General features: G+C 58.5%; 12 protein-coding genes. 9 read left to right on the top strand and 3 right to left on the bottom strand.

The window, feature by feature from the left end:
- Positions 1 to 132 precede the first annotated feature (132 nt).
- From WCO56_02710 to WCO56_02740, 7 genes are all read left to right on the top strand, one after another.
- The gene (locus WCO56_02710) at positions 133 to 1,200 is read left to right on the top strand and encodes a glycosyltransferase family 9 protein (GenBank protein ID MEI7728449.1); all 1,068 of its coding nucleotides are present in this window, start codon (positions 133 to 135) and stop codon (positions 1,198 to 1,200) included.
- A gap of 21 nt (positions 1,201 to 1,221) precedes the next feature.
- Positions 1,222 to 2,478, top strand: a complete 1,257-nt coding sequence (locus WCO56_02715; GenBank protein ID MEI7728450.1) for a uroporphyrinogen decarboxylase family protein — start codon at positions 1,222 to 1,224, stop codon at positions 2,476 to 2,478.
- A 136-nt stretch (positions 2,479 to 2,614) separates the two neighbouring features.
- The gene (locus WCO56_02720) at positions 2,615 to 3,931 is read left to right on the top strand and encodes a hypothetical protein (protein ID MEI7728451.1); all 1,317 of its coding nucleotides are present in this window, start codon (positions 2,615 to 2,617) and stop codon (positions 3,929 to 3,931) included.
- A gap of 125 nt (positions 3,932 to 4,056) precedes the next feature.
- Positions 4,057 to 5,223, top strand: coding sequence for a bifunctional chorismate mutase/prephenate dehydrogenase (gene tyrA, locus WCO56_02725; protein ID MEI7728452.1), 1,167 nt, complete (start codon positions 4,057 to 4,059; stop codon positions 5,221 to 5,223).
- Between the two features lie 14 nt (positions 5,224 to 5,237).
- Positions 5,238 to 10,907, top strand: coding sequence for a carbohydrate-binding protein (locus tag WCO56_02730; GenBank protein ID MEI7728453.1), 5,670 nt, complete (start codon positions 5,238 to 5,240; stop codon positions 10,905 to 10,907).
- 543 nt (positions 10,908 to 11,450) lie between these two features.
- Positions 11,451 to 12,542 (top strand): DegT/DnrJ/EryC1/StrS family aminotransferase, encoded by a 1,092-nt coding sequence (locus WCO56_02735; protein ID MEI7728454.1) that lies wholly within the window; start codon positions 11,451 to 11,453, stop codon positions 12,540 to 12,542.
- Between the two features lie 49 nt (positions 12,543 to 12,591).
- The gene (locus WCO56_02740) at positions 12,592 to 13,524 is read left to right on the top strand and encodes an alpha-1,2-fucosyltransferase (GenBank protein ID MEI7728455.1); all 933 of its coding nucleotides are present in this window, start codon (positions 12,592 to 12,594) and stop codon (positions 13,522 to 13,524) included.
- Positions 13,525 to 13,542: 18 nt separating this feature from the next.
- Here WCO56_02740 and WCO56_02745 read toward each other — a convergent pair whose 3' ends face one another.
- The 3 genes from WCO56_02745 to WCO56_02755 form a co-directional block, all read right to left on the bottom strand.
- Complete coding sequence (locus WCO56_02745; protein MEI7728456.1) at positions 13,543 to 14,208, bottom strand: FkbM family methyltransferase; 666 nt, start codon at positions 14,206 to 14,208, stop codon at positions 13,543 to 13,545.
- The gene (locus tag WCO56_02750; GenBank protein ID MEI7728457.1) at positions 14,205 to 15,029 is read right to left on the bottom strand and encodes a Druantia anti-phage system protein DruA; all 825 of its coding nucleotides are present in this window, start codon (positions 15,027 to 15,029) and stop codon (positions 14,205 to 14,207) included. Before WCO56_02750 ends, WCO56_02745 begins: the two co-directional genes overlap by 4 nt.
- Positions 15,030 to 15,162: 133 nt before the next feature.
- Positions 15,163 to 19,017 (bottom strand): beta-galactosidase, encoded by a 3,855-nt coding sequence (locus WCO56_02755; GenBank protein ID MEI7728458.1) that lies wholly within the window; start codon positions 19,015 to 19,017, stop codon positions 15,163 to 15,165.
- 135 nt (positions 19,018 to 19,152) lie between these two features.
- On the opposite strand from WCO56_02755, the gene WCO56_02760 reads away from it, so the two are divergent.
- Together WCO56_02760 and WCO56_02765 are read left to right on the top strand one after the other, a co-directional pair.
- Entirely contained in the window at positions 19,153 to 20,322 is a 1,170-nt protein-coding gene (locus WCO56_02760) for a uroporphyrinogen decarboxylase family protein (GenBank protein MEI7728459.1), read from the top strand.
- Between the two features lie 6 nt (positions 20,323 to 20,328).
- The gene (locus WCO56_02765) at positions 20,329 to 21,924 is read left to right on the top strand and encodes a pectate lyase (protein MEI7728460.1); all 1,596 of its coding nucleotides are present in this window, start codon (positions 20,329 to 20,331) and stop codon (positions 21,922 to 21,924) included.
- Positions 21,925 to 21,968: the final 44 nt, after the last annotated feature.

The following is a 21,968-nucleotide window of genomic DNA, read 5'->3' on the forward strand; positions in this document are numbered from 1 at the left end:
TTGGGGTTCGAACTCGTTCCAACACCAACGGCTTCATCCGGAGTTTCTTAAGAGGCTAAAGGATAAATGCCTGGAAAAACCGGTTGCATAAAAGACTTCAAATATTCTGCGCATCCGCCACACTCGCTGCCGATGAAAATACTGGTGATTTCCATCGCGGGCATTGGGGACACGCTAATCGCCACGCCGCTCATTCATGAGCTGCGGGCGAATTATCCGGACGCGGTGTTGGATGCCTTCGTGTTGTGGCCGGGGTCGAAAGACATCCTGCGGGGCAATCCCCATGTGAACACGGTCCATCAGGAACACCTGTTCAAGCTCGGCAAACTGGGTGCCTTCAAGTATTTCCTCAAGCTGCGGCGTGAGCGCTACGACATCACCATCAACGCCCATCCCCAGAGCCGCATGGAATATCGCGCCGGGGCCTGGCTGATTGGCGCACCGCTACGGCTCAGCCATCAGTACGACACCTGGTACTGGCTGGATGGCCTGCTCGTCAACCGCACCCTACCCCATACTTACGACGCCCACAGCATCGCGAATAACATCTCGCTGTTGTCGTTGCTGAACAAATCCCCCAAACTGGATCGGCACGAATTTGAACTCTTCCTCTCCGCCGCTGAGGAACAATTTGCCACGGACTTCCTAACGCAGCATCGCCTGGCCAGCAAACGATGTGTGGGATTTCATGTCGGCTCCGGTGCCACGAAGAACCTGAGCCTCAAACGCTGGCCGCTGGGACATTACATCCTGTTGATCCGGCGAATGCTGGAGCAGCAGCCGGATGTGGTGGCACTGCTGTTCGGCGGCCCGGATGAGCGCGAGGATCATCGGCGCATCCTGGCCGAAGTGAAATCTGACCGCGTGCTGAATGTGGAGAGCAAGGATATCCGGCAGGCGGCGGCCCTGATTGCCCGCTGCTACAGCTTCATCAGCGTGGACACCTCGTTGATGCACATGGCGGCGGCCGTGAAGGTGCCGCGCCAGATCGTCATCGAAGCCCCCACCATCAATAAAACCAACGAGCCGCTACGCGAGTACTTCCTGGTGAAGAATCCGGGGGTCAATGGACGGAACCTGGATTATTACCGCTACGACGGACATCCGATCAAGGGCACCGCCGAGGAATTGCGACGTTGCATGGAGTCCGTGACAGTCGAGGCCGTCTATGATACGTTTCTCCGCGCAGCAAAAACTTGAGCATTAAACACGATAAAACCTATGACCTCACGTGAACGTTTCCGCAAAGCGTTAAATCATCAAGCCACCGACCGGGTGCCCGTGGATATGGGCGCCACGTGGGTGACCGGCATCGCCGCCAGCGCCTATGCCCGGTTGCGCCCCGCCCTGGGGCTTGAACCGCAGCCGACCAAGGTCAACGAGCCGCTGCAACTGCTCGGGATGGTCGAGGATGATGTGCGCCTCAAGCTCGGGATTGATGTCGCCGGGATTTGGCCGACCACCACGATTTTCGGTTATCGCAACACCGGTTGGAAACCGTGGCGTTTGCAGGACGGCACGGATGTGCTGGTGTCCGAGGAATTCCAGACCTCGGAGGAGGCCAATGGCGACATTTTGATCTACCCGAAGGGGGATCGCACCGCGTCGCCCTCGGGACGGCTGCCCAAGGGCGGCTTCTACTTTGACGCCATCGTGCGCCAGGGACCGCTGGATGAAGATCATTTGGACCCCAACGATTGGGCGGATCAGTTCGGCGTGTTCAGCGATGCCGACTTGAAGCATTACGAGCAGCAGACCAATCACCTGTATCACAACACGGAGTTCGGCATCATCAGCAACTTTGGCCAGGGCGGTCTGGGCGACGTGGCGGTGGTGCCCGGCGAAATGCTGCTCAATCCCAAGGGCATTCGCGATCCCAACCGCTGGTATGAATTCCTGGCGCTGCACCCGGATTACATTGATGGCATCTTCCAACTGCAGACCGAAGCGGCGTTGAAGAACCTGAAGCTGCTACACCAGGCGGTGGGCAACAAACTCGATGCGGTTATCATCAGCGGCACGGATTTCGGCACGCAGCGCGGCCTGATCATCTCGCCCGCCATGTTCCGCAAGTTGTGGAAACCGTATTTCACGCGCATGAACAAATGGGTGCATGAAAATACGACGTGGAAAGTGTTCTATCACAGTTGCGGCTCGGTAATCACGCTGCTGGATGACTTTGTCGAGATGGGCGTGGATATTCTCAACCCGGTACAATGTTCCGCCGTAGGCATGGAGCCCGCCACGCTTAAGGCCAAGTACGGGGATAAACTGGTCTTTTGGGGTGGCGGCGTGGATACCCAGCGCACCCTGCCCTTTGGCACGCCCGATGAGGTGTACCGGGAAGTCCGCCAACGCATTGACATCTTTGGCCAGAATGGCGGCTTTGTGTTCAACACGATTCACAACATCCAGGCGCCCACCCCGGTGGAAAACCTGCTGGCGATGTTCCGGGCGATCAAAGAGAGCGGGAAATGAAGGCAGGAGTCAGAAGTCAGGAGCTGGAAGTTAGAAGTTAGAATCCTATGCCATGGCGTGCTTTCGTGACCACTATTGCAAATTGAAAATTGAAAATTTCAAATTGGCAGTCGCCACGGGAGTTCATCCTCGGTTTTTGGGTTCAACATTGTTCCTGTGCGCAGTCCTGCTGCTCGCGGCGCTGACCGGATGCGGGCCGGGAGAAACACCCAGGCAAAAGGCGGAAAAGTATAAGGCCAGAGCCGAGGCGGCCTTGGCGGAGGCTCGGGCGGCGGAAGCGGTAGTGGAAGTGGCGCAGGCCAGCCGGGCGGCAGACCGTGCCCAAGAGGCAGTCGGGGATTTGGAGAAACTGGCAGCCAAACATGCCGAATTGGCGGCGGAACTGACACCACTACTGCAAGCCACCCGACTTACGGTCGCAGAAGCGCGTCGGGTAGTGGAGCGCACTCGAGAACGGGTGCAGTTGGCGGATAAACTCAAGACCCTCAAGGCCCGGGCTTACCGCGCGGCAACCGTAAAAATTCTGCCACCCTCGTTTGAAAGCCTCGCGGCAGCGGCGGACACAGTGGGTGCTTCGGACCAGGAAGATTCCCTGCCGCCCGGCGTGCGCGAAACGGCGGCGCTGGCTACGAACCTGACCCGCTTTCTGCCAGGCCGCCATGCGATCACGGCCACGAACGGCACTTCGATCTGGTTTCAGGTGGCCGCCGATCTGCGCGGGGCGTCCAAGGATTTGCGCACGGTGCATCTCCTGCTGGCCACGGGATGGGTGCTGGCATCGTACAACGACTTTGCCTTGTTTGAGATCGAACAGATCGGGTCGCAGTACGGTCGTTCGCCTGTCCAGGAAAAGGAGTCCAAAATCCTGTACCAAGCGCTACGCACGATCCTGCTGGCGCAGGCCGGATTGCCGCGCCTCTCCCTGCTGGAAGCCGATTACCTCAGTGCCACATTGAAAACCAACCAGCTTGCCTCCGCCGAGGTGGAAATGGGTGCCCGCCTCGTGGTGTTTTTCTACACCCTGCGTGCTGGCGAGTTGGATCTGGCGGATACCCAGCTCAAAGAAATCATTCGCACCCAGCCCAACCATCCGCTGGTCGTCTATCTCACCGGGGAAAAACTGCTGGCGGATGGCCAGCGTGAAAAAGCCGCCGATTCCATGGAAACTTTTGCGGGCAGCGTCAGCGACCCGGCCATGGCAGAGCGTGTCATGAAACGCGTGCGCGATATTCGCGATGGCCGGCCCAGCGCCAGCCTGCTCACCGATGACCAATTCATGAAGGCGGTGTTCCTCTATTACTTCAAATCCGCCGCGATTGACTCCGCGCCCGCCCGCCGGGTGACCGAATGGCTGGACACGGTAAAGAAATTCGGGAGTAGCATCCTGGATAAACTGCTCACGCCCGCCGATCCAACGCTGGAAATGGGCCGCAGTAATCGAATGGTGATTTAGCCCGAGCCTCCTTGCTGGTATCGGATTTTGATAACGACTGCAGCGGCGAAAACTGGTATTCGTCCTCTCCCAATACGTTTCTAAGCTTGGCTATTCAGCGGATTCTGTGGTATGCTGAGCGGGCAATGAAGAACCAGTTACCAGCAGCCGCTCCGACAACGGAACAGGCGGCCCAATCTGAATTGGAAGGGCTGCGGCACGAGATAGATAGTATTGACGAGCAAATTGTCCATTTGCTCTCGCAACGCTTTGAAAAAGTACACAAGGTGATTGCGCTCAAGCAGGTCCACCGAATGCCCGTCTATCATCCGGCGCGCGAAGAAAACCTGATTTCGCAGCGCCGCGAGCAGGCCCGGCGTGCCGGCTTGGACCCGGATCATATTGAGGAGCTGTATCGTTGCATCATTCGTCAATCGCGCGTCCGCCAGACGGTGCATGTCACCCGCACCGGGGTCCGTCCGGGCGCCAAGGTGCTGATCGTGGGCGGCGCGGGCAAGATGGGTTCGTATTTCCGGCATTGGTTCACCGAGTCGGGCTATGAGGTTCGCATTCTGGAAGTCAACGACTGGCCCAAGGTTAAGGAATTGTGCGCTGGCATAGCGCTTGCGTTTGTGAGCGTGCCCATCCATCTCGCGGCTGAAATTTGCACTCAATTGGGACCACATCTGCCGCCCGACTGTATCTTGGCTGACATTACCAGCATTAAGCAGACGCCCCTAAACGCGATGCTGGCCGCACATGCCGGGCCGGTGGTGGGATTGCATCCGTTGTTTGGCCCCACCACTTCCAGCATGGATAAACAGGTGGTGGTTGCCTCACCGGGACGCAACCCTGAAGCGTGCCAATGGCTGACGGATCAATTTACCACCTGGGGCAATATCGTATTGTCCATTCAGGCTCAGGAGCACGATGAAATCATGGCGGTTGTTCAAGGCGTGCGACACTTTGCCACGTTTGCTTTCGGCCAGTTCCTTTACCGGCGTAACATTGACCTGCCGCGCACCCTGGAATTTTCCAGCCCCATCTATCGTCTGGAGCTGGGCATGGTTGGCCGCTTTTTTGCGCAAGACCCGCTGTTATACGCCAACATCCTGCTGGCCTCGCCGGAGCGCCGGGTTGTGCTAAAAGAGTTTCTCGACTCGGTGGCGGAGAATCGCGCCTTGCTGGAGAGTTGCGACACGGAACGCTTTTGCGCCGAATATCACAAGATCGCCGAGTGGTTCGGTCCCTTCTGCGAACAATCCCTGCGTGAAAGTTCGTACCTTATAGACAAGTTGGTGGAGCGGTTTTAGGATTAAAACGAGGCGTGCAATTTGAGCAACAATCCGCAATCCGCGTTCCGCAATCCGCAATTGTGCGGTGTTTGTTCTGGCTGTTGAGTGTTATCCTTGTGCCGGTGGTTGGGGCCGCCACGATTGATAAGACCAATAATGCCGATGCCTTGAACCTGGGTTCCAGTTGGGTGGGTGGGGTGGTACCAACGGCGGCTGATGTTGCGCAATGGTCAGCCATTGTCACGAACGCCAATACCGTGAATCTCGGAGCAAACACCAATTGGCTCGGCCTCAAACTTACCAGCCCCGGCGGCAATGTTGTGATAAACGGCGCGAACACGCTGACGCTGGGAACCAGTGGCATTGACCTCTCAGCGGCGACGCGCGATCTCACGTTGAATTGTCCGCTCACCCTCGCTGGCAGTCAGACATGGAATATCATCGGTGGGCGTGCTTTGACAAATTCTGCCAATGTTTCCGGTTCCGGCATGACGCTTTCCAAAGAGGGCACGGGCACAAATGTGGTGCTCAGTGGAACGTTCACATTGCAGAAGCTGGCCGTGAACACCGGACGTTTTTTGGTTAAGGGAGGAACGCTGACTGTGAGTGGCGGCACCGGCGCGTATGATTCGATTGTCGTCAGCACGGATGGCATTTTGGAACAAACTGGCGGCACCGTGAGTACGCCGAATTATTTGACGGTGGGGCAGAGCACTTCGGGTGGAACTCCCCAGGCCACGTTTTCGGGAGGCAGCTTTTCGTCAGGTTTGGATTTTCTGATTGGCTACGCGCAGAATGGCATCCTTAATGTGAGTGGCAGCGCCAATGTCACGGTCGGCAACAATCTTCGTTTCGGCCAGGCGGCCAATGCGACCGTCAATCTCAATGGTGGAACGTTGACCGCAGATTCCCTCAGCACTGGTGGCGGTTCTTCCGCCAGCGTGGTCAATTTGAACGGTGGCAAGTTGCGGGCCAGTTCCGCCCCGGTCACTCCATGGTGGCCGGTAATTTCCGGGCTCACCGCTTATGTTAAATCAGGCGGTGCCGTGTTTGATGATAATGGCCAGAGCATCACCATTAATCAGCCGTTGCTCGATGGGACCGGCGGCGGTGGGTTGACGAAAACGGGCAGTGGCACTTTGACGCTCACCGCCACAAACACCTTCACCGGTCCAACGGTTGTGTCCACCGGAACGTTAATCGTGAGCGGGCGGCTCAGCGGCACCACCAATGTGACGGTGAACAGCGGGGCCAAACTAACCGGCACTGGAGTGATTAGCGGCGCGGTCACTATTCGTGATGGGGCGACGCTGGATGTTGGACCGAGCGCGCTGACCACTGGTTCCCTTATCCTGTCAAACACGTCTGTCCTCGACTTGGCCATCGGGTCGGCCAATGGCGGGACGAATGCGGTCGTGAGGGTGAACGGAAATCTGGTTTTGGATGGGCAACTATTGGTGAGCGATGCTGGCGGCCTGACCGCCGGGCAGAGCTATGCTGCTTTTTATTACACCGGCAACCTGACGAACAACGGCCTCACCTTGCATCCGCTCTCCGCCTGGGAAGTGAGCGTGGACACCAACACGGCACGCGTCGTGAAACTGCTGATGGTCCGCAAGTTTCCCTTCCTGGAGTTTACGAATGCGCCAGCGACCGTCACTGCGCTGTCCACCAATCTGAACGTGATCCTTCATGGCATCACCACCAATGCGATTTGGTATGAGGTGCGCGATGCCACCAACCGGCTTTGGGATTATGGCGCTCATCCGCCATCCGCACCGTGGGATTGCACCATGCGCCATTTGCGCGAAGGCACCAATACGGTTACCGTTTTTGCCCGGCCCACGACGGGTGGCATTGCCAGCAATTCCGTCCAGCTCATACTTACGCTCAGTTCGAACACGCTTGTTCGCCCCCGCCCGGTGCCGGCGGAAATTTGGTGGGGCGGTTCGTGTCATTACAACTTGTATGACACGAATAGCAATATCATCGGCACCCATTCGAACATGGAACAGCTAACCAACACGGTCGGCTGGGATTATGTGAAACGCTGGCACGACGGATTCATGCTGCACGGCTACGTTTGGGTCAACGGAGTGGCCAAGATGACCAATCGCAGCACTGTTGGTCCGGCCATCTCCGCGCAGCTTACGCCGTTAAACACCCGGTTCATCCTTGAAGATGCCTGGCGTCCACAGACGAACAACATGAACTACGGGCACAGTTCTGCGACGGGCCAGTCGGGCAATGCCGCGCTCCTGGAGGGGCTCGGGTTCACGCTCAGCGATGTGACGCAGGATTACAACCCGCAATATCAGGACTTCTCTCAATGGCATCCTGAATGGCCCACGAATAACTTGCGAGTTGCGGGAACAGGTAATACGAATGAAATCAGCGCGGGTTATCCGTACACGTCCGGGCAATGGCGCGATTATGTTACGGATTATCAGCCATTGCGTCCTCACGTCAAAGTGGGTTGGACCTGGTCGCCGGTGTGGTTCAGTTGGTCCAACGGCGTATCGCTTGGCACGGATCCGGGCATTTTCAACTTCACGAATAACGGCACAAACTACTCGTTTAAATGGAATTTTTACGACTTTATGAAAGACGCCTGGCTGGTTGGAACCAGCTTGGGTTCTCCCTTTGCCTTCGTCAGTGATTGCCCTTACGAATATTTTGCCGAATATCCCGGAAATCCCGGTGGCTGGTCGCTCGCGCAACTGGCGGCAAACCGGAAAAAGATCCGCGATTATGAGGCCTGGCTCTGGTCGCGTGGCAGCCGGCATACGCAAATCTGCAATTCGTACGACGGTGGCTCCTCCAACAACGACACGTGGGATCTGAATTACAAGAATCAAAGTCTGACCGTAATGCGCACGCATCAGCAGGAAGGTGGACGCGCGACGCGCTATCTTTTTGAATCATGGTATGCCGGGCCATACGCGGTGTTGCCCGAAACCAAATCCGGCAGCTACGCTAATTTGGCCATGGATGCCATCAAATATATCAAGGGCATCCGGGACACGAATGGTACCCCGGAGGACTTGTCATTCACGTTACTAAATACCGGGGCAGTCGTCACCGTGCAATTGCGTAACGATGGCGATATCCAATGCCTGCCGGTCATTCAGGCGTTTGAAAGCGGCGCGGGAGGAACCGCCGTCAAATACTATGACAGTGCCGGACGGGATATCACGAGCGCGATCCTCAGCGCCGAGGGATTTGCCGTGACGAATTTCCTGGCCACCGGGGCGGTGACCACCATCTCGGTGGCGGTGCAGGGCACTCCCGCTGCACTTTCAAAGACCGTCACGCTTGAAGCGTTTTGGAATCCACAGGATCCCACCGGCTTGGTGCGGGACCGGGTATCTTTGGTGCTGCCGCCGCCGCAAGCTCCGTTTAACGGCACGCCGGAGGTGTTACCGGGAACCATACAGGCCGAAGATTACGATCTCGGCGGTGAAGGGGTCGGTTACCACGATACCACGCTGACCAATGTCTCCGGGCAATACCGTCCCTTGGATGGGGTGGATATCGAAACCTGCTCGGATACCGGAGGCGGTTACAGTCTTGGTAACGTGCTCGCCGGTGAATGGCTTGAGTACACCGTGAATGCCCTGTATCCCGGCCAGTATCAGTTGGAAGTCCGCACGGCTTCTTCCGGCAATGGTGGCACCTTTCATCTGGAAGTGGATGGCGTGAATGTTTCCGGTTTCCTGACCGTGTCCAATACCGGTGGCTGGCAAACCTGGCAGACCCTCACTCGCACCAATGCGGCCATCACCGCTGGGCAGCACGTGTTACGCCTGGCCATGGATACCAATGGTGCGACCGGCTATGTCGGTAACTTCAATTGGATGCGCTTCACTTTCATTGATGCCAACAACCCGGTACGAGCCTATGTGTGGACCAACGCCGCCGGAGGCGTGTGGAGCGGGGCAGGGAATTGGTCCAACGCAGTTGCCCCTCCGGTGGGCGGTAATAGCAACGGCACTGTCCGTTTCGCTGCGGGAGGAGCCTACAGCGCCAGCAACAACCTTGCCGGTGCCTTTGCATTAAATAGTCTGGAAGCTGCGAATCCCTCTAATGCTGCGGTTACGGTGGTGTCGGGCGGCTCGTTGCGTTTTGTGAACCAGACCACCACGCTCGCCCTACCGCAGTTGAACCAGAGCAGTGCAGGTGCCTGCGTCATCTCCAATCCAGTCACGCTGCTGTCGGATCTCACGCTCAATGCCTCGTCCACTGCGCCAGTCACCTTTGCTTCTGAAATATCCGGGGCCGGTGGGTTGGTCAAGAATGGCAACAACACCGTGATCCTTACCGCGAGCAACAGTTTCACGGGGCTTACCCGGGTGCTGAGCGGCACGCTGCAGGTGGGCAACGGCATCACCAATGGAAGCCTGGCGGGAGACATCACGAACAATGCCACGCTCGACTTCATCGTGCTTACCAATACAACCGTGACCCAACCGGGCGATATTTCCGGAACTGGCGGGCTGATCAAAGATGGTTTTGGCACGCTGATTCTGAGTGGCTCCAACACATTCGCTGGCGACCTGAACGTGAAAACCGGCGCGGTCTGGATTACCAGCAGCTACGGGCTTGGCGTGGGGACCAAGAGCATCTATCTCAACAATGGCTCTCCGGGTCATCCCGAACTTCATCTGGATGGCAGCCTTGGCAGCGTGGTGTTGCCGTCCTCAATTGCGTTCTTTACCAGTTGGGCGGGTGGATGCCTGTTCAATGAAGCGGGGGATAATGTCATTCAGGGAAACGTCACACTTACCGGGGGCGGCGGTGATACCGTGATTTACTCCAAGGCTGGCACGCTTACGTTGACCGGGACTTTTGCGCCGAGCACCACCGGGCGGAACCTGCGCTTCTATGGTCCCGGTGCGGGGCTTGTCTCCGGGACGATTGCGGATGGCGGAACGAACATGCTGGCGGTGGCGGTGGCGGGTGGCATGTGGACTTTTTCCGGGACGAACACGTACAGTCTCACGACCTCGGTGCAAGGCGGTTCGCTGTGGGTCAACGGCGCGCTTTCGGGCACGGGCGCGGTCAGTGTTGCCGCCAATGCTGTCTTGGGTGGCAACGGCTTGATTCGCGGCCCGGTCACAGTGAATGGCGGCGGGCAATTGACCCCGGGCGATACCGATTGCGGCACGCTTACCATCAGCAACGCCTTGACCTTCGCGGCGAACAGCACGAACCTGATGCGGCTCGCCAAGGCGCTCGGCACCAATGATCAGGTGGCGGGCTTGGGCAAAGTAACTTACGGCGGCACGCTGGTGATTACCAACCTGGGTGGCATCCTGGCGGCGGGCGACCGCTTCAAACTGTTCAGCGCCACCAACTACACCGGCACCTTCGCCAAAACCAATCTGCCAGCGTTGCGCCCCGGCCTCACTTGGACCAACAAACTGTTGCTGGATGGGTCGCTGGAAATTATCGGTGCCGCCGCGCCGCTGCAAATTGTGAAGCCCGCGCTCATCGGTGCCGGACAAAACCTCAGCTTGAGTGGCAGTGGTGGTCAACCCGGCACCGTATATTATCTGCTGGCCGCCACCAACATCACCACCCCGGGCAGCAATTGGGTGCCCGTGTTGACCAACACGTTTGACACCAATGGCGGTTTTTCCGCCACCAACACCATCAACCGCACCGTGCCCCGCCGCTTCCTGCGCCTCCAGATGCAATGACCTGCAGGCAGCCCGCACTTGGGCACCTTCTCCCCCTTGGCAGAAGGATGGGATGAGGGGGCCTGGTGAGGAGATATGAAACTCCGGGAAGCTCCTCACCGTCAAAATCCATTGCCTTCGCTGAAGTTCCGCTGTGCAATCTTAACCGTCGGGAGCAGCATGCAGTTCCGTACCCCCTCACCCTCGCCCTCTCCCTTGAGGAGAGGGAAAACCGCTCGCGGCGTTTTGAGATTTCCAATGTCATTCGTGCGCTCCCGCCGCAGACGGATTCTGCGCCGGACGCCAAAGACCTGCAAGCAACCCATCATCCGCTCCCTCAGCCGCAGAACGGGCCTCCTCTCCCCGAGGGAGAGGAAACAGGTGAGGGGGTACGGAACCACAGACCCTGCCCACCTCGTAGTTTTCGTAACGCACCAACGCGCTTGATGCAGCCCTGTCCATCTGTAAAACCGTTTTATTTGAGGTTGAATATACGTGCGGTTCCGCATAGAACATCCGTCGCATGACGAACCATTCGATGCCAATACGTAAAATATAAAATTTATGGACTTCATTGACCTGAAAACCCAATACGCGAAATACCAGGCTGAAATTGACGCCCGCATGCGAACCGTCTTAAACCACGGCCAATACATCATGGGGCCGGAAATTGTGGAACTGGAAGCCGCGCTGGCCGCCTATGTCGGCGTCAAACATTGCCTCACCGTGACCAGCGGCACCGACAGCCTGGAAATCGCTTTGCGCGCGCTGGGTGTTGGACCGGGGGATGAAGTCATCACGGTGCCGTTCACCTGGATCAGCACCGCCGAGGTGGTTGCGCTGGTCGGTGCCAAACCGGTCTTTGTGGATATTGATTTGGACAGCTACAACATGGATTTAAATCAAATTGAGGCAGCCATTACTCCACGCACCAAGGCGATCCTGCCCGTGAGCCTGTTCGGGCAAATGCCGGATTACGACCGCGTCAACCAGCTCGCCGCCAAATACAAAATCCCGGTGATTGAAGACGGCGCGCAAAGCTTTGGCGCCACCCGCAATGGCCGCCGCAGTTGCGGGGTCACGCTGATCGGCAGCACCAGCTTTTTCCCGGCCAAGCCACTCGGCTGCTACGGCGATGGCGGCGCGCTCTTTGCCAACGACGACGCCCTGGCTAATACCATGCGGGCCATCCGGAACCATGGTGGACTGGTGCGGCATCATCATCCGCTGGTGGGTATGAACGGCCGCTTCGATACCCTGCAAGCGGCAGTGCTCCTGGGCAAACTCCCCCACTTCCAGGAGGAAGTCGAGGCGCGCGGACGCATCGGCGCCCGCTACTCCGCCTTGCTCTCCGGCCTTTGCACCACGCCCACCGTGCAGCCCGGCAATACGCACGTTTATGCCCAGTACACCATCCGCGTCCCCAACCGCGATGACGTCGGCACCAAACTTAAGCAACAAGGCATTCCCACCGCCGTGTATTATCCCAAGTGCCTCCATGAACAACCCGTGTTCGCCTCGGCTGGCTATAAACTCGGGGACTTCCCGGTCAGCGAACGCGCCGCGCGCGAAGTCATCAGCCTGCCAATGCATCCGTTCCTGACGGAGGCCGATCAGGACCGGATTGTCGCGGCCCTGAAACAAGCTTTGTCCTAGCCCAATCAATTGGACCCAGCCCAACCCGGATTACGACTAATTCCAAAGCATGCAAAAACACTCGTATATCACGGACTTTACCGGCATCTGCAACCGGTTGGAGGCGCTCGTGCTGGCGTTTGCCATCCGGGAACGGCATGGGCACGAAATTCGCATTTCCTGGCCGGAATGCGACGCTTTGCAAGTGGCCGGAGTGCGCGTCAAAAAGCCCGGCTTGTTTAGTTTCTATAACCGCATCAAAATTCGTGATTGTGATGCCGCCACGTTCGAGCGCCTCAGCCAGTTCCATAACGTGTGGATTCGCGGATTATTCGGCGCCCCGGACGAGCTGGCGGATCGTTGCCTGCCCAAAGTCGCCGAAAGTTTGAAACTGCTTCCGGCCCTTGCCGAAACCGTACGCAAAACCCTGGCAACCGGAAATCGCCCTCTCGTGGGAGTCCATGTGCGGCGCGGGGATTTTACTGTGGCCCAAAACGGCCAATTTAATCTGGCCCAGCAAAAGTACAATGCAGTACCGGACTGGCTACTGCTGCATGGCATGAAGTTGCTCAAAGCACGCTGTCCGGAAGTCAGGTTCTTGATTTGCTGTACCGGGGATCGTCAACATTACCGCGCCTTGTTTGACCAATTCGACTGTTTTTGCGTGGAAAGCCAAAGCCCCTACGGATACAAGGGACCGGGTCACGCTTCGAGCACGCATCCGGTGGCCGACCTCTTTGCGCTGGCCTGCTGCGACGTGGTCCTTGCCACCCCGGCTTCCTCCTTTTCCCATTGGGCGGCCAACGTGCTAGGCAAACCGGCGACGGTTATCATGCCCCCAGGCGAAGTATCCGACTCGGCGCCCCGACTGGTCAAATGCAAGCTGGGACAAACCCGCCTGCCCAAATGGAACACCGCGAGCCGCAACGGCATCGGGGTGGAAGTGATTCAAAGCGCCAAGGACATGCCGATGCCGGGCGTGCCGCATACGGAATGGCTGTAAGGTAAACCCGTGTTGACTTCAGTGGCCGCGAACCAGCACCCGCAACTTCTTGGCCGCGATGTTGATGGGCGTATTCAGATTCACCCGGCGCCAGAGGGCGAGGCGTTCACCAAAGGAGGTGAGGTTAAACGTGGTACCCGCCGGCACGTACCAGTTGTTACAGCCGGTACGTTTGACCAGACGGTAACCTTTATTCGTCACATATCGGTGAACACTCAGGCTTTTGAGATGGTCTTCGATCAACATCAGCGAGGGATGGACTTTTTCCAGGGAAAAACCGCGTAAAACCTCCAATTCCATCCCTTCCACATCAATGGAAAGAAAATCTATCTTGGGCGATCCGGCTTGCGCCAGAATTTTATCGAAGGTGGTCACCTCCACGGTTTCCTGACGCACGGCGGTGGGGGCCTTCTCACGCGGGCGCAACGCGGCAAACATGTCGTTGGCGGGTATGCCAATGGTCATGGGTCCGCAATCCTCCGGTGCCCCCAGGGCAACCTGAAATACCCGGCTGCGCGGGCGCTTTTCCCGGAGCAGTTGGGCGCGTGCGGAAAGCGGTTCCACCAGTAACCCACTCCAGCCTTGCCGTTCAAAAAACCAAGTCTGGCTGAATTCAAAGGGGTCGTTGGCCCCGATCTCGACAAAGAAACCGTCCTGCTTTTTGCCAAAGAATTCCCAAATCAAAACATCCTCGCCAAATTGCGAGCTGGACTGAATCTGCGATTCAACATGCGCCGGAGCCATACGGGCACATGTACGCACTTTGAGCGGACGGTGTCAAACTCCAACCAGTCAAAAAGCGAGCCGTCGAGCCTTGGCTGCTCCAGTTGGCTAACTTTGAGCGGGCTGCGCGCTCCGCCCCCCTCGTCCTCGGCTCCCTGGCAGGCCTGCGGTAATTCCCGCGCGCACATCAACCTGCACGCTTTGGGGGCCAGTTCTTTAAGCCAGAGCTTCTTGGGTCGCCCATTGGGGACGTAAAAGTCGGTGTGGTCCTGGGAGTAGCCTTTGGTCAGCCCGGCCGGCACCCAATTGGTCGCCTTGTAAACGGTGCCCGCGTGACTCTCCGGATCGCTAAAGCTTTCGTCCAGCAGCGGCCGATACCCGTGTTGGCCTTCCCACTGGCCGACCAATTCACGCCTCCCCGCCCCCAGGCACTGGCTGGCCAGGTTTGGCCGCCGCGTCGCTTCTAACACCAAAAACCGCCGCAGTTGAACCACCAGCTTCAACCGCTTGGAACGCGTCACCGCATCCCAGCCCACCGTTTTATCCCGCGCCTTCAAATGCCAGGCTGCCGCACACCACACCAATACCGTCACCAAGCGCCCGTCCTGCCGCACCAACTGACAGAGCCGGTCGCCGGCTTCCCGGCCCACCCCCAATCCGTGCTCCCGTCCCAGCGCCGCCTTGGCCTGACGCCAATCCGACGCGGAATGTGCCACGGTGACTTCGCTGTCGCCCAAGCGCTCCGCTTTGGACGTGCGGCCGACCTCGCTAGGTTTCTTCACCAGCCTATGCCAACATTTTCGGGGCCTGCTGTTTAGCGATTTCTTTTTCCCTATGCCGGTCGGCGGTCTTTGACCGCCAGCCAAACGCCCTGGGTGTGAGGGGGCTTTGCTTTCGCTCTCCACGAAGGCTTTGTCAGGGTTGGGTTGGCTGGATTTCGTAGTGGATGCTCAGGTTCCCCTGGGTCTCGATCACCTTGATGAGCAGCGTTGCCCCTGGCATGTTAGCGTGCCATTGGATCAGGCTGGTATCGGAACCCTGTTCATTGGCAATTTGCTTCTGCTCCGGTTTGCCAAACTTATCCTCATACGCTTTGACCACCTCGTTGAGAGACGGCGGGCGGGTAAAGGTGACATCGAGGCTCTGCATCTTTCCCTGGGCAAATGCGATCGTGATGCCGGCGGGCAGATTGAAGAGCATCTTGGCATCCGTCAGGCGGATACTGGTCTGCGCCTCGGGACTCGCTTCCGCTTTGCTGATGGTGGTGAAGGAAATGGACGATTGCCGCAACAGGCGATGGACCCTGGCATAGTTATCAGCCCAGGTGATGCCGGGCACGGGATGCCAAACCTTGGCCAGTACCGCATCACCCGTAGCCGGTATTGCGGCCTCGAGGTTACTTTCTTTGGCGATGGCGACGATGGTGGTTTGGGGTGTTTCCATAGCTTTACCGCGCGCGCTCAAATCCACCGTGCTCATGAATAACGCGGGGCCGGAGTATTCCAAACGGTTGCTCCCGGACACGGTGCGGTCCATCACCTGCCGCTGCGCGAAATCGTAGCCGCGCCATTGGGCCGAAATTTCGACGGGGAAACAGACCGTGAACGGCACATCATCCTCCACCACCGGCGCATGACCGCGATTGCGAATCCGCCGGGCTTGCTCAAACGGGTCGCCAAAACTGCCATCAGCTTTGGCAACCGACAAATCAATGTCGAATCCGGTGTTGTGGGCATCGCGGCGGGCATTAAGGTAGATGCGTTTGGCTGGCGCGGCGCCAACCAGCGGGCGGTCATCGGCACTGACGATGGCCAGCGCGACAAAATCATGCTTAAGACCACCGACGGAAATGCCATCCCGGAAACGGTACCATCCACCTTGAGCCGGTGGCGCACCGACGTAAGCCTTGGTATTCGGGGTGTCTATGATGAGGCGTCCATTGGGCCAGTCCCAAAGGACCTGTTCGCCGGAGGCCACGGCGGCCTCCATCCGGCCGGTGAACGCCTCGGCATCAGCCCCCTCGATTTTGACACCGTAGTTGCCGTTGGGATCGAAGCGGACCGCCGCGCCGCGCTGGAACGTGGCTCGGCTCATGGAGACGCCGTTCCAAAGGTCATAGCCGAAAAGAGCCCTTTTGCCGAGTTGATACGTCACGGGATGGGAGGCGGAGGCGATATGGCCGTTGATGAATATGCGTCCCGCAAGAGCGATGGCGGAAAGCATGGCTGGGTCGCGCTCAGTCTCGACGGCGCTCCAGTAAAAGGTGCTGGTCATGTATTGCAAGGGCAGCGCGAGGAACTGTTCATCCGGTTGAGGCAGGCTATGGTAATAATGCCAGAAGATGGCATCCCAGTCCTGCCATGCCCCTAGCGCCGCATTGATGAAGGCCCGACCCGTGCGATAGGCGCAAGGACGTGATTCATTGGTTTCGTAAATGATGGTGGGCTTGCCGGCGACGGTATGCGAATCCATGACGTAAGCGCCCGGTGGTTTGCCCAGCGATGAGGTGAGGGGAAAAAAGTACATGCCGAAATTAGCGACATCCGCCTGACCGGCCGTGCTGTAATGCCACGGCGTGTTGGGACGGTACTGGGTGTCAAAGGAGAATGGAACGACGTTGATGCCGACACCGGCAGGAGCCTGAGTGCGACAGAAGGCTTGAAAATCGAGGTAATAACGAGCAACCAGGGTGGTGATGAACTCGACGAAGTCGTCGGCACGCGCTTTGGGAAAGGCTTCCCGCTGGCTGAATATCGGGGCCAGTTTGACCGTGCGTCCGCCCAAAGACTCGCCGATTTCGAGTTTGTCCCAGGCAGTCGTCAGCGCCGACTCGTTTTGATAGCGGGCCTTCAGCCAATCGTTCCAGCGCGCCGTCAGCTTATTGCGGAAATAGTCCGGCCAGGTGTCAAAGCCGTTCTCGAGAACCAAGCGCACAAGCTGGTATTCGTTGTGAATCTCCCAGATCGCCACCGCTTCCTCCTCCGCGTAGCGTTTCCCGGTGTACGGGTTGACGTGGTTGAGAAAATTCCGGGCGTGCTGGCGTTGCGCCTGGATGAGCCGTTCATCGAAGGCCAGCCAGAATTTCGCGGCTTTAACCTCTTTTTTTGCGCCGGTGGCCTTCGTGCGTATCGCGGCCTTCCACTCCTCCCAGTCCGCACCGGCAGACACAAACGAGCCGTCCTGTACCAGGTAATCCCAGCCAATGCCGCTCATCAATTGGGGGCATACAATAAAAAAGCCCGATTGCTTGAGGTCAGCGAAGTATCGGTCGTAATTATCCAGCACATTGCGTTCACCGGTTTTGTAAGTGGCGGGATCGCGGAGTTGGCCCTTGCTGGCCGAGGCTGCATCGTAGCTGGGCGCGCCTTTTCCTTCCTGTCCGCCCTGTCCCCACAGGCGCATGGCGTTGAATCCGAGCCGCGCCAATCGGTCGGCGGCGCGGGCGTCGCCTTCCGGCCCCCCGCAGATTCCCCACAGCCGCAGCCGTTGGCCGCCGTAGTTCAAATGGCCGTCGCGCACCTGCACATACGTTCCCGTCACGGGCTTGAGCGGATTGGCAAACACCTGATGTGCGGGATGAGATTTGATGGTCACTTCCCCTTTTATATCCTTGGGTGCCAGCATCAGGTGCGGCAGGATGTTTTTTGAATCCGGCTCCACCATCGCAAGCATCCCATGATCCGCCCACTCGCCGCTTTGCCAGCGGGCCAGGGGTTTCTCGAAATCAGCCAGTGGCACGGTTAATCGTTTTTGGCCGGGGCTGAGCTTGCCGAACGATACCGTTGCCACTGGAACCAGATCATAATCCTTGCCCGCGGCCAGCCCGGAGAGCGCGGCAACGCCTTTTGCCGCCGGGGCAGCTTCCCGCAACAGCCGATGGAGCTTGAGCGTCGCACCGGTGGAGGTCAAGCCGGGCTCAGTCGCGAGCAGCATCCAACTGACCGTTTCAGCTTGTTGCGGATTGGAGGCCTGGCCACTGATGATTCGCAACGAGCCATGCAGCCGATACTGGCCGGCTTGTTTGGCTTCAAAGATCAGGACTGGCGCGGGATCATATCCGGGTGACCAGTCTGCCATGCCGCGGGTCGCAAACGCGAGCCGGCTCGCGGTGGAATTCAGCCGCACGTCCTTGCCATCCACCACCTCCCAGTCGCCTTTCCCTTTGCCGGCGGCAACCGGAATGCGTTTGACCAGCGCGGGGAATTTGAGGCGCTTGGTGTAACCGGCCAGGGAGAATATGCCGAGTTCCGTCTCCATGACAGGTTGATCGCCAAACACCGGCAAGGTGACCTGTTTGCCATCTGCGACGCGTTCCAACCGGAACTCGCCAAGCTCCCCGCCGCCGGAGTAATGGAATTGGTGGCGCCACACCGCCAGGATCCATTGCATGTCCGGGCGCAACTCCACCGCCTGGAGTGCGGGCATGTCCGCAAAACGAAACATCTGTCCGTTGGTGGCCTTGCCTTCCGCCAGCACTGTGATAGCCGTCTTGGGTACGTCCAACCCCAGCGATACCGTCGCGCCCCGCAGGTCGCCCGCTTCGAAGAGCAACCGTTTCAGGAGCGGCAGATTGGGCCGCAGAATCGCGGTGCTGTGATTGACTCCGCCCAGGGAAATCGTGGCATCCGGTGCCACCAACACATCTGCGGTAAAGGTGACGGTATCCGAGGCCGGGTTATTGGTCATTCGCCGGGTTTGTGCAGTAGCCAGCATCCCGACCACGCAGCCCATGCCGAGCAACGTCATGATCAGGATTCGCGGTTGATTCATGCGGGTGATTAAACGCGCAATTCCTGATGCGGTAAAGTTGGAATTTTTCGCCGCCAAGAAACAGCGTTGTATTTTGCGACACAGCCGTTAAACTGCCAGCGTGCCATTTGAATCCGTAAATAGAAAGACTCAGCCATGCTAAAGCGGGAAACCATGACTTCGCGGGAACGCGTACTAAAAGCGCTCAATCACGAAATCCCGGATCGGGTGCCGATTGATCTGGGCGGCAACCAGACCGGCATTCACAAGAACGCCTATCGCAACCTGGTCAAGTACCTTGGCATTGCCGATGAGGTCCGCATCATGGATGCCGTCCAGCAATTGGCCAAGCCGTGCGAAGAGGTGCTGAAACGGTTGCGCGTGGATACGCGTTATATTTCCGCCGGGGCTGCGTCCACCTGGAAGGGCGGCATCGTGAAGGCCAATCGGGATGGGCGCAGGTGGGACGATCTGACGGACGAGTTCGGCATCCGGTGGTCCATGCCTGAAGACGCGCCGTATTACATGGATATCACCCATCATCCGCTGGCGAATGCCACCATTGCCGACTTGGCAAATTACCCCTGGCCGAAAGGCGATGACGCCGGGCGTTTTGCGGGACTGCGCGAGCGGGCACTGACGTTGAAACGGGAAACCCCGTATGCGGTGGTCAGCGGCATCTCCGGGGTGGTTTATGAAATTTGCTGGTACCTGCGCGGGCTGGAGCAGTGGCTGTGCGACCTGATGACCGAGCCGGAATTTTGCGAGGCGATACTGGATCAGACGCTCAAGTTCTGGATGGATTGGTTCCGCATGTTCCTGGATGAAGTGGGCGACGTGGTGGATGTGATCATGATTGGGGACGACCTGGCCGGTCAGAATGGCCCGCTATTTAATCCCGCCCTTTACCGGCGCATCGTCAAGCCGCGCCATAAAAAGCTGGTGCAATACATCCGGTCGCGCACGCAAGCCAAAATCTGGTATCACACCTGCGGTTCATGCGTGGATTTCATTCCGGAACTGATTGATAACGGGGTCCACATCCTGAACCCGGTGCAAATCAATGCGCGGAACATGGACCCGGCGATGCTCAAGCAGCGGTTTGGCCGTCAGCTTGCCTTCTGGGGTGGCGGTGTGGATTCCCAAGGCATCCTGCCCCGAGGCACTCCGGCGGAAGTCGCTGCCAATGTCCGCCATAATGTCGAGGCGTTCAAGCCCGGCGGCGGTTACATCTTCAACAACGTCCACAACATCCAAGGCGAAGTGCCGCCGGAAAACATCCTGGCGATGTTTGACGCGGCTTATGAAAATGGATTTTACGATTAAATCCGTATGAGACGAACCGCATGGCTGATCTTGGCCACCTTGGTGCTGGCACTGATTTCCAGCTTCCTGTTCACAGCAACTGCGATCGCTCAGGAATCCCGTCCGGACCGCTTTATCCAAGCCGCCCAATCCTTCGCGGATGCCGCGCTGAAGTACGGCCGTGATACGTACGGGCCCAAGCATACGCCGCTGTTCGTTGACGGCATCAACATGGAAACCCACGAACCCGTCATGTGGAAGTCCCGCGACGGCCATGCCTGGGCGCTCTCAGACCTCGGCAACCAGCAGAACTTCTTCCGCACGCTGGTCGGCCTCTCCGCGCTCACCGGCGATCCGCAATACAAGCAGGCTGCCATCGAGGCCACACGTTACGCGCTGACGAACCTCATGGAGGGCGGCTTGCTCGCCTGGGGCGGACACATGGCCTACAACGCCTCCGAAGACATCATTGTCTGCGCCGAAGACAAAGGCCGGGTCCACGAACTCAAGAGCCATTATCCGTTCTACGAGTTGATGTGGGAGATTGATCCCCGCGCGACCAAAACCCTGATCGAAACCATGTGGAACGGCCACATCCTCGACTGGTCGAACCTCGACTTCAACCGCCACGGCCATCCGCAAAAGATGGGCCGGCTCTGGAAGAGTGAATACAAGGCAACGCCCGTCTTTTTCTGGGGTTCCGGCCTCACCTTCATCAATGCCGGCAGCGACCTGATCTACGCCGCCGCGATGCTGAGCAAATTCACCGGCGATCCCGAACCGCTGGTCTGGGCCAAGCGCCTCGCCCACCGCTATGTCGAGACCCGCGACCCGAAAACCGGCATGGGCGGCTACCAGTTCAGCCAGGCCGCCAGTTCCTGGTGCGACGACGTGGGCAAGATCCGCGGGGACCGGGCTGTCTATTTCTTTGCCGACGATTTTCCGGGCCACCACGTCGTGGAGGGAACACTCTTCCCTCCGTATGGCAACACGCCGCCGGTGCGCCCCCGCATCTGCCAACTGCTGCTCGGCGAGGTGCTCGGCTCCACCGGCGCGGAATTCATTCAATGGTCGAGTGAGGATCTAACGGCTTGGGGCAAGACGGCTTACCGCGCAACGAACAACACATTCATTCCTATGCTTACCGACGGCACCAGCATGGAAGGCTACGTCGTCAAGAAGGACGGCTATTTCGGCCCAAAAGGCCGGGTCCTGACCACCGGCAAAGCCGGGGCGATTGATTTCTGGACCTACGCCCTCGGCTACCGGCTCACCGGCGACGCTTTCCTCGGGCAGATGGCTCAATCCATCCGGAACGCCAACGCCTTTGAGAAGAGCGCCAACCCGTCAGCCCTGTTCGGTTTCCTGGAACTCTACCGCAAAACCAAGGAGCGCGCTTATTTGACATTGGCCGAACGGGTGGGTGACAACATTGTCGCCGCCGGTCGCTATCACAAGGGCTGGGTGAAGTTTGACCTGGAAGAACCCCTTGCGTTGCTCCACCTTGCTGCTGCCCTGCAGGACCGGGCGCAGCTCGTTCCGGTTTACTACGGCGGCTCCGGCTTCTTCGCCGCCGCCTATGGCAATCTGGGACACAAGTACGACGACTTTCTTTATCGCTAACCATCTGAACTGTGTGACACTGTCCAACAACCCTTCTTGTAATT

The sequence above is a fragment of the Verrucomicrobiota bacterium genome, from assembly GCA_037139415.1.
In the GTDB taxonomy this organism is placed as follows: domain Bacteria; phylum Verrucomicrobiota; class Verrucomicrobiia; order Limisphaerales; family Fontisphaeraceae; genus JBAXGN01.